Here is a 9,755-nt window from a genome sequence, read left to right on the forward strand (position 1 = left end):
GCGATGTTGGGGATCAATTCCCTGCGTAGCTCCATCGAGCGCGCCAATGATGTACAAAATGAAAAGCTGGAGCCGCTCTATATCGCACGCGAAGCCCTGGACCAGACCGGGATCGCGGCGCGCAATGCCTACGTGTTCCTGGAGGATGCCGAGGCCCAGAAGGAACTGAAGATCGTCGATGAACAAAAGGCGATCTATCTGGCCGAGCTGCAGAAGCTGGAACCCCTGCTGGCTGGCAATCCCAATTTCAGCGTCGTGCGCAGCGGCCTGCTGAAGATGGCCGATGAGCTCCAGCTCCCGCGCCAATATCGCCAAGGCGGGGCGATGGAGGCCTATCGCGATTTCCTGGTCAATCGATGCAGCCCCTTGCGACGCAAGATCGTCGAGGACATCAATCAGCTCATCGCCGAGATCGCCGGCCAGAGCAAGGCTGCCGGCGCTGCCAGCGAGAGTGCGGCCAAGGATGCCTTGCACCTGATTTCCTTGCTGGCCGTGGTGGTGACCCTGCTGGCGGTGACAGTGGCTTTTGTCATCACCCGCGGCCTGCTGCGCCAGCTCGGCGGCGAGCCTGCCTATGCGATGGCCATCGCCCAGCAGATCGCGCATGGCGACCTGGCGGTGGAGGTGAGTACGCGCGCCGATGATCGCAGCAGCCTGCTGTACGCCATCAGGATGATGCGCGACAGCCTGGCAGCCATCGTCGGTCAGGTGCGGCAGGGGACCGATTCGATCGAGCGTGCTTCCACCGAGATCGCCAGCGGCAACGTCGACCTGTCGGCACGCACCGAACGCCAGGCCAGTTCCCTGGAGGAAACCGCCAGCGCCATGGAAGAAATTACCGCGGCGGTGCGCCACAATGCAGAGAATGCGGCCCAGGCCAGCGAGCTGGCCGAATCGGCCTCGGTCATCGCGGTCAAGGGCGGTCAGTTGATGGGCGAGGTGGTGGCGACCATGGATGATATCAACCAGTCGTCCATCAAGGTGGTGGATATCATCAGCGTGATCGATGGCATCGCCTTCCAGACCAATATCCTGGCCCTGAACGCGGCAGTCGAAGCGGCACGGGCGGGCGAAGGCGGACGTGGCTTTGCGGTGGTGGCGACCGAGGTGCGCACGCTGGCCCAGCGCAGCGCCGCCGCGGCCAAGGAGATCAAGGAATTGATCAGTGCTTCGGTGACCAAGGTCGAGGCCGGTAGCAGCCTGGTCAAGGGCGCAGGCGTGACCATGGAAGAGATCGTGGCTAGCGTGCGCAAGGTGACCGGCGTGATCGCCGACATCACCGTTTCCAGCCGTGAGCAAAGCGCGGGTATCGAGCAGGTCAATGACGCCATCACCCACATGGATGAAGCTACCCAGCAGAATTCGGCACTGGTGGAACAGGCCGCTGCTGCTGCCCAGGCGCTGACTTCGCAGGCAGGGTCGCTGGCGCGCCTGGTATCCACCTTCAAGGTCGCGCCGACGGCGGCCGTGCGGGGATAGGGTGGCGCTGGTGCAGAGTTTGCAAGCAGCGGAGTATCCGCTCGCGGTGCCATGCGAAGACACCCGGCTGGCCGAGTTGCAGTCCTACTGCGTACTCGATACCTTGCCCGACATGCTATGCGACCAGGTCACACAACTGGCCAGGTCGATGTTCGGGGTGGAGATCGCGCTGGTGTCCTTGGTCGATGAATATCGCCAATGGTTCAAGTCGCGCATCGGACTGGAGGTGCGCGAGACGCCGCGTGCGGATTCCTTCTGCGCGCACGCCATCTACTCCAGCGGCAGCATGGTGGTGCTGGATGCCCGGCAAGATGAGCGTTTCGCCGACAACGTGCTGGTGACCGGTGCGCCGTTCATCCGCTTCTACGCCGGCGCGCCGCTGGTCACGCCCCAGGGACAGCCGCTGGGAACGCTGTGCATCATCGATTCGCAGGCGCGCAGTCATTTCAGCCAGGTCGAACAGGCGCAACTGGAGCAACTGGCGGCCATCGTCATGGAGCGTCTGGAGCAGTTGCGCAACAGCGGCTACACCGATCATGTGACGGGTTTGCCCAATCGCGCCAGGCTCATGGAAGCGCTGCGGTCGCGCGCCCAGGAGATCGGCCCGGTGAGCCGCTCGTGCGCAGCGCTGGCGGTGGATATCTGTCCACGTGAATATTTGTTCGACATGGTCAAGGCGCTCGGCTGGGATTATGCCGAGGCGTTTCTGGTCGAGGTCTGTCGTACGCTGCAGCGCGCATTGGGAACCACCCAGGTGTACCGGGTGGCGACCACCACCTTCGTCTACCTCGATGACGGTGATGCGCAGCAGCGCCAGCAGCGGCAGGCGTCGCTGCAGCGCCATTTTGCCCATGCGCTGGAGATCCATGGCATTCCGCACCAGCTCGACATCGCGGTGGGCGTACTGCCACAGGTCGATGAACTCGATGGAGGCGACGTGGTGCGTGCATTGCTGACGGTGATCGACGTGAGCCGCGAGGAAGGCGTCTCGCCGCGCATCTTCGAACCGGCTCATGCAGAAAACCAGCGCTATGCCTTCTGGGTACTGTCGGCCTTGCCGGTGGCGTTCAACACGCCGGGCGAACTGAGCCTGTATTACCAGCCCAAGATCAGGTTACACGATGGTGCCTGCATCGGGGTCGAAGCGCTGATCCGCTGGCAGCACCCCATCCTGGGCAATATCTCGCCGGAGGTGTTCATCAGCCTGGCGGAAAAGACCGCCCAGATCCGCCAGATCACCACCTGGGTAGTCCGCCAGGCGGTGGCACAGGCAGCGCACTGGGCGCAGCGCGGACGCGCCACGCCGGTGGCCATCAATACCTCGGCCAGGGATTTCGAGGCCGATGACTTGCAGTGCCTGTTGGCGCAACTATTGACGCAGCACGTGGTGCCGCCCGGTCTGATCGAAATCGAATTCACCGAGAGTGCCATGGCCAGCAACCCTGAGGTGGTGCGCCAGCGCGTGCAGGCCATCCGCGAACTGGGGGTGAAGGTGGCCATCGATGATTTCGGTGCCGGCTTCAGCAATCTCAGCTACCTCAAGAGCATCCCGGCCGACGTCATGAAGATCGATCGTTCCTTCATTCGTGGCCTGGTCGATGACCAGGCCGACCAGGTGATCGTGCCCTCCATCATCCATCTGGCACACCAGCTTGGCTTTGGCGTGGTGGCCGAAGGCGTGGAGTGCGAACGCACGGTACGCCTGTTGCAGCATCTCGGCTGCGATTATGCCCAGGGCTATGCCATCGCCCGGCCGATGCCGGCCGAGGAACTGGAAGAGTGGATGGGAATGTCCCGCTGAGCAGCAGCGCGTCTTACTGTTGCCGCGCTTCGAGGATTTGCAGCGAGAGGATGTCGGTGGCCATGACCGCCAGTTCTTCCAGCGCCTGCCGCTCATGCGCACGCAGGATGCGCGGTTCGGTATCGATCACGCACAGCGAGCCAAAGGCCTTGCCCTGGTGCATCAGGCGGATGCCGGCGTAGAAGCGGATGTAGGGATCCGAGGTGACCATGGGATTGTTGGCGAAGCGCGCATCCCGGGTGGCATCGGGGACGGTGAAGATATCTTCCTGCATCACGGCGTAATTGCAGAAGGCCCAGGAGCGCGGCGTGGAACTGATGTTCAAACCGTGCGCAGCGCGGAAGATCTGCAGTTCCGAGGTCAGGAAGGTGACCAGGGCGATGGGCACGTCCAGCAATTCGCTGGCGAGCCATGTCAGGCGTTGAAAGCGGGCCTCGCAATGTACGTCTTCCATGATCTGTTCAACAAAGCGCGCACGTTCAGGCTCGTTCAGGCTGACCGGATAAGGAACCTCGATCGGTGGCGCAGACGGACCGGCGGTGGGCTCGGGTTGTTTCACTTCGCGGTGGCCGAGCAAGGTCATGACCGAGCTCAACCGGGTACGCCGGTGACCACCTGGTGTCTTCCAGGAGGCCAGCATTCCGCTTTCCATCCACATCTGGGCGGTCGTGATTGAAACACCCAGCATCTTGGCGGCTTCCCGTGAGTCATCGCAGGGTCGCTGGGCGGCATGTCGTTGTCATCAGATGGTACTGCGCGTCCCATTTGATTGATCCTTGTAAAAGTATAACTGTGCTAGATAAAATTTGATATTTCGCATATTTAATATTTTATGGATGGCAGAAATACAACAAAGGAAAATACTTTAATATTTTCCCCTCCAGTAAGGGCTGCCATAGGCAAAAATGCGAAATAAACAAATTTTCATAATGTAGGGGCAAGAACTTACCTGTTCCTGGGGCGGACTTTTTCCTATGGGGCGGGAATTTTTTTGGGCCCACGGAGTTTTAATGATGTTCGTGCCAATGGGGGCATTGTAGTGCTCAATGCAAAATGATGTCGGACAAGTCCCCTCGTTCTGCTTCGAAGCTGACTTGGGTCAAGCCCTGCAGGCCAGTTTGTGCAGACACGAGGAAACAGAAAGGGAGCCATGAGTCAGCAAGAGGAGGCCGGCGCGGATTCCCATCGGATGAAAATATGCATCGCCGGGACGACCTACGTCATCGAGAGCCGGGCGCTGGACCTGTCGGAGGGGGAGCGGTTTTATGAATACCGTGTCTGGTGTGAGGACCAGGTAGTGAAGGATTGGACGCAGGGCAACATGGCTGATTTCTTCGCGCCCAGCCTGCGGCAAGGATAGATAGGAAGGTCATGGCGGCGGGCGTATGCCGCGCCGCAAAGCTGTCCCGCCTCCTCATCCCCCCGAGGGGGCGTTAAGCCCTGCTCCGTGAGGAGTGGGGCTTTTTTTTATCCTGCGCAAAGACCAAAGCCACCGTGCGGGTGGCTTTCATGGAGTGTGTCAATGCAGCGTATTGAGCTTGGTACAGTTACGCAATGGTAGTGTTGGTCCAAGTCTTTCCTTTTCTTGAGAACGATTTCCTTGCAGATCGCCCCTACCTTACCTTTGACCGCAGACTCCAAGTCGTTCTCGTACTAAATTGAGGCGCAGGTCACGTCAATTCCAATGCTCGAACCTAATCCTGCATTCTGCTGCAGGAAGTCGGGCATTGTTGTCCAACATCGTCTGCAGAGCTGCTGCCGCTCGATTGGGAAGTACTACCTTGTGCGCAACCAACTGGTCCAACAGCCAAAGTGCACCATGAACTTGGACTGACTCGTTTTTTGCAAGTGTCCGCAATTTTCCATCACCTGTCAGCAATGGCATTTGCCTTTCCTTCGCCAGGTAATAACAAGACATGTCCGCAAGAGATGGATTGTTGTGCTGCTGCGTAAGCTGTTCTAACTGTTGAATCTCTTCTCCGCTGAGAGGTTCAATTATCAGTCCGAGCTGTATTAACGGTTTTAGGTCCGGTTCGTCCAGCTCAAAGGCGACAAACTCCGTACAGCATAAAGAGAACGGGAGCTTGAAGAGTTCATTAAGGAGAGAGGCATGGTGAAAATCTATCCAGATGTTTGTATCTGAAATATAAACCTTTGCCATCAGCCCTCCATGGCCAATGGATTAGCGTTCTCAACAGCAGATATTGGACGTTGCAGAAATTCGGCTGCGCGAGAAAGAGTAATCAGACCTTCGGCAAGACCTCGGTAAACCAGAGAGGAGAACCTCAGCGGTTTTTCGCAAGGCATAGCCTCAGGCTCTGCAGTTTTCCATCCTCTTCTAGCAATATCAATGTTCAGTGCCTTGTAGCTTCCGTCATCAATAATGTGCAGGTCCTTCAATCGTCGTAATGCTACCTGCATCGACACTCCGTATCCCCGTTTTGCTAACATCAACTCCTGCAACAGCACGCTTCGTCGACGTCCGCCAAAATCAGCTTCAACGCGCTCCTTTGGGTACAGAAGGGCGCCAGCAAATCGGTGGCAGCACAGTTCTTGCTCTTTCTCGGGCATGTCATCAGGTAATGCCATTATCCAGTGACCTAACTCGTGCGCTGCGGTGAAGCGCTGACGCTCTCCTGCTCGTCTCCTGTTTAAAGCGACCAGGACATGTTGTTGGTCTTTAGTGGCGACGCAGGCTCCGTCAAAATCATGAACTCCCTCAAGCAACGCTACCTTGATACCGTGCTCCTCAAGCAATTCGGTCAAGTTCGCAATGGCATCATTTCCAAGACACCACTCTTCGCGCAATTGTGAAGCTGCAGTTTCTGCTTCGTCTCGACTATTGACTCGAATTGAGCCGGCAGGGCTCGGCTTCGAGTTTTTCTGTACAGAAGCGAAAATTTGCTCCAACGCGATGTAGCGCTCCAGGTGGTCGCGTGCTTGTTCAATGACCACTTGCTGGTCACGTTTTGGCATTTTGGATAGTTTGCGGAATTCGACCGGAGCGAGTTCAGTCGTGTCAGCCCGGAAGAAGTATTCGGGTTTCACATTCAGTACTTTGGCGAGCTGGAGAATACGGGTTGAGTTGGGTAAAACGTCGCCCTTCTCGAACTTGCTCAAAGCCTGCTTTGAGATATCCCCCATGAGCTGCGCCAAGGCCTCTAGACTCAGCCCGCGCAGTAGTCTGGCGCGTTGGATTCGATTGCTAATCATGGGTGGCTCCTTATGGTTGACAAAATACATTTTTTCATGATTTTTGTCAACCGGAGGCTGTGCCTATGCTCGGCGTCGTCTGGCGCCCGAGCAAGGCTAAAACGCCTAGCTATAGGTTGTGTGACGGGGAGTTCCCGCAATCAAAACCTAAAGTGAATCGCCCCGGAACCACTAGGGCCTGTTCACATGTTGTTGCAGCTCCTTGCCGTAGCACCACTACGACGCGTCGCTGCGCCTAGGCACTCAACGCTTGGCGATCTCTCGCACTCGCAGATTAAATGTGAACAGGCCCTAGACACTCCGCAGCCTAAAATATCAGGCAACCCAGGTGTCATCATGAGTAACAAGCGTTATCCGGAGGAGTTCAAGATTGAGGCAGTCAAGCAGGTCACGGAACGGGGCCACTGAGCCCCTGATGTTGCGAAACGACTCGGGGTGTACGAATGGATAAAGAAGTACGCATTGGCGCCTGAGGAGCGTCGGGCACAGGTTAGCCAGCAAGAAGAGCTGCGTCGCCTCAAGGCCGAGCTCGAGCGCGTCACCGAGGAGCGCGACATCCTAAAAAAGGCCGCCGCGTTCTTTGCCAACGAGTCTCGGTAAAGTACGCGTTCATTGTGGCTCACGAACCCCAGCATGCCGTTCGCACGATGTGCCGCGTAATGCGCTTCCATCCCAGCGGCTACTACGCTTGGAAGGCTCGACCGGAATCCGATAGGACCAAGGAGAACCGGCGGCTCCTGGCGCTCATCAAGCAATCATGGCTGGAATCTGGCGGGGTCTATGGCTATCGCAAGATTACGGCATACAGACTTTATTGTTAATTATCAGTTGGCTTACCAACTGGTCTCCCTCTCCGCCGTCGAAGAAATCTTGTGAATGGCCAGGTCAGCCCCTTCGAATTCCTGCTCGGGATCAAGACGGATGCCGACCGCCTTCTTGAGCAAGCCATACACGATCCATCCCCCCAGCGCCGCAATGGCGATGCCCATGAGGCTGCCGATCAACTGCGCCATGAAGGACACGCCACCGCGTCCCCCCAGCGCCTGCAGGCCGAAGATGCCGGCCGCCAAGCCACCCCACAGACCGCACAGGCCGTGCAGCGGCCACACGCCCAGTACGTCGTCGATCTTCCATTTGTTCTGGGTGCGTGTGAACATCCAGACGAAGATGGCGCCGGCGATGCCGCCTGTGAGCAGTGCGCCCAGCGGGTGCATCAGGTCCGAGCCGGCGCACACGGCCACCAGGCCGGCCAGCGGGCCGTTGTAGGCGAAGCCGGGGTCGTTGCGGCCCATCAGCAGCGCCACCAGGGTGCCGCCGGCCATGGCCATGAGTGAATTCATCGCCACCAGGCCGTTCATCTTCTCCAGCGTCTGCGCGCTCATGACGTTGAAGCCGAACCAACCCACCGTGAGAATCCACGCGCCCAGCGCCAGGAACGGGATGTTGGAGGGCGGGTGCGCCGCCACCGCGCCTTCCTTGCTGTAGCGGCCACGGCGCGCGCCCAGCAGCAGTACCGCCGGCAGCGCGATCCAGCCGCCCACGGCATGGACCACGATGGAACCGGCGAAGTCATGGAATTCGGCGCCGAAACGGGCTGCCAGCCAGGCCTGCACACCCAGGTGCTGGTTCCAGGCGATACCCTCGAAGAAGGGATAGACCAGGCCCACCAGTACGGCAGTGGCCACCAGTTGCGGATTGAACTTGGAACGCTCGGCAATGCCGCCCGAGATGATGGCCGGGATGGCCGCCGCAAAGGTCAGTAGGAAGAAGAACTTGACCAGTTCGAAGCCGCTTTTCTGGGCCAGTGTCTCGGCACCGGCAAAGAAGCTCACGCCATAGGCCACGTAATAGCCGATGAAGAAATAGACGATGGTCGAGACCGCAAAGTCGGCCAGGATCTTGACCAGGGCATTGACCTGGTTTTTCTTGCGCACCGTGCCCAGTTCAAGGAAGGCGAAGCCGGCGTGCATGGCCAGGATCATGATCGCCCCCAGCAGGATGAAGAGGGCGTCTGCGCCGTTTTTGTGATCGTCCACCAGAAAATCTCCCAAAAATTGTGCAATGAAAGAATGAAAAGCCTGGATTCAAGCAATTTCCGTTCCATTTTGGTGATTCTTCGGCAGTGGTTTGATTTTTAAGGACTTTTTCGGTGCGCATCAATTCGGGATATGAAGTTTTGCACGAATTTCGTGCGATCGCGCAGAGCCCCCCGGATTGAAGCTGTATTTTAGTGCGCGTCGTCAGCTGGCCCTTGTGGTCCCGAAATTTTATGAAAATCGCATCATTTTGCATTTTTCAGACCCTCAGGTCAGCCTTGGTCATCCTGCTTTCATGGAACGGTCATACTGGATCGCTACATTGCAACTCCCCCTCTGTTTCCTCACCCTCACAGGAGTTGCCATGCCCGACCAGAATTCGCCAGCCGACCACAGCCGTCGCCGTTTCCTGCGCGACAGTGCCGCCACCGCCGTGGGCAGTGCGGCCGTGATCGCCAGCCCCGCCGCCTTGGCGGTGGCGCCGGCCATCGTCACTTCCGAACGCCTGCGTCCGCAGTTGCCCAGCGGCATCATGAGCGGCGACGTCACCCGCGATAGCGCCATGGTCTGGGCGCGTAGCGATCGCACGGCGCGCATCCTGGTCGAGTATTCCACCAGCGAGCATTTCGCCAATCCCATCCGCATCGCCGGCCCCACCGCGCTGGCCCGTGACGACTACAGCGCCCGCGTGGATCTGCGCGGTCTGCCGGCGGGGCAGCGCGTCTATTACCGCGTGCAATTCCAGGACCTGGTGCATGAGTCGGCCTTGAGCGAACCGCTGACCGGCAGCCTCATGGTGCCGGCCGCGGCCCAGCACGGCCAGGTGCGCGACATCACCTTTGCCTTCTCGGGCGATGAAGCCGGCCAGGGATGGGGCATCAACGAGCAGTGGGGCGGTTATCGGGTATATGAATCAATGCGCCGTTTCCGTCCCGATTTCTTCATCCACTCGGGCGACCAGATCTATGCCGATGGGCCGATCCAGGCCGAAGTGAAGCTGGACGACGGCAGCCTGTGGCGCAACGTGGTCACCGAGGCCAAGTCCAAGGTGGCGCAGACGCTGGACGACTATCGCGGCAACTTCGCCTACAACATGCTGGACGCCAACAAGCGCCGCAACGAAGTCATTGCCAATCGCGCCAACGAAATGCTGGGGCAGGGTCTGGGTGGCAAATCGCCGGTGCACCCCAATGACCACGTCAACGCATCGCAATCGTCCAATGACA

The 9,755-nt window shown here is 58.8% G+C and carries 8 protein-coding genes and 1 pseudogene; 5 read left to right on the plus strand and 4 right to left on the minus strand.

The window, feature by feature from the left end:
• Window positions 1–1,479 (plus strand): methyl-accepting chemotaxis protein (locus I5W_RS24370; RefSeq protein ID WP_044531187.1); only part of this gene is annotated, 1,479 nt, incomplete at its 5' end.
• A gap of 46 nt (window positions 1,480–1,525) precedes the next feature.
• On the plus strand, window positions 1,526–3,280 hold the full coding sequence (locus I5W_RS24375; RefSeq protein ID WP_044531190.1) for a sensor domain-containing phosphodiesterase: 1,755 nt from the start codon (window positions 1,526–1,528) through the stop codon (window positions 3,278–3,280).
• A 13-nt stretch (window positions 3,281–3,293) separates the two neighbouring features.
• On the opposite strand, the gene I5W_RS24380 is transcribed toward I5W_RS24375, so the two are convergent.
• Entirely contained in the window at window positions 3,294–3,920 is a 627-nt protein-coding gene (locus I5W_RS24380; RefSeq protein WP_252717206.1) for a GAF domain-containing protein, read from the minus strand.
• Between the two features lie 510 nt (window positions 3,921–4,430).
• On the opposite strand from I5W_RS24380, the gene I5W_RS24385 reads away from it, so the two are divergent.
• Window positions 4,431–4,640, plus strand: coding sequence for a hypothetical protein (locus tag I5W_RS24385; protein ID WP_044531188.1), 210 nt, complete (start codon window positions 4,431–4,433; stop codon window positions 4,638–4,640).
• Window positions 4,641–4,955: 315 nt separating this feature from the next.
• On the opposite strand, the gene I5W_RS24390 is transcribed toward I5W_RS24385, so the two are convergent.
• A complete protein-coding gene (locus tag I5W_RS24390; RefSeq protein WP_044531189.1) occupies window positions 4,956–5,441 on the minus strand; it encodes a nucleotide-binding protein in 486 nt (161 codons plus the stop codon).
• A complete protein-coding gene (locus I5W_RS24395) occupies window positions 5,441–6,493 on the minus strand; it encodes a helix-turn-helix domain-containing protein (RefSeq protein WP_044531191.1) in 1,053 nt (350 codons plus the stop codon). Before I5W_RS24395 ends, I5W_RS24390 begins: the two co-directional genes overlap by 1 nt.
• 336 nt (window positions 6,494–6,829) lie before the next feature.
• Between I5W_RS24395 and I5W_RS33720 the strand changes: the two are divergent.
• Window positions 6,830–7,290, plus strand: a pseudogene (locus I5W_RS33720) (transposase); the annotation flags it as partial.
• Window positions 7,291–7,326: 36 nt separating this feature from the next.
• Here the strand turns inward: I5W_RS33720 and I5W_RS24405 are convergent.
• Window positions 7,327–8,529 (minus strand): ammonium transporter, encoded by a 1,203-nt coding sequence (locus tag I5W_RS24405; RefSeq protein WP_044531192.1) that lies wholly within the window; start codon window positions 8,527–8,529, stop codon window positions 7,327–7,329.
• 364 nt (window positions 8,530–8,893) lie between these two features.
• Here I5W_RS24405 and I5W_RS24410 point away from each other — a divergent pair.
• Window positions 8,894–9,755 (plus strand): alkaline phosphatase D family protein (locus I5W_RS24410; RefSeq protein WP_252717207.1); only part of this gene is annotated, 862 nt, incomplete at its 3' end.

This window comes from Herbaspirillum sp. B65 (genome assembly GCF_000333555.1).
In the GTDB taxonomy this organism is placed as follows: Bacteria; Pseudomonadota; Gammaproteobacteria; order Burkholderiales; family Burkholderiaceae_D; genus Herbaspirillum; species Herbaspirillum rubrisubalbicans.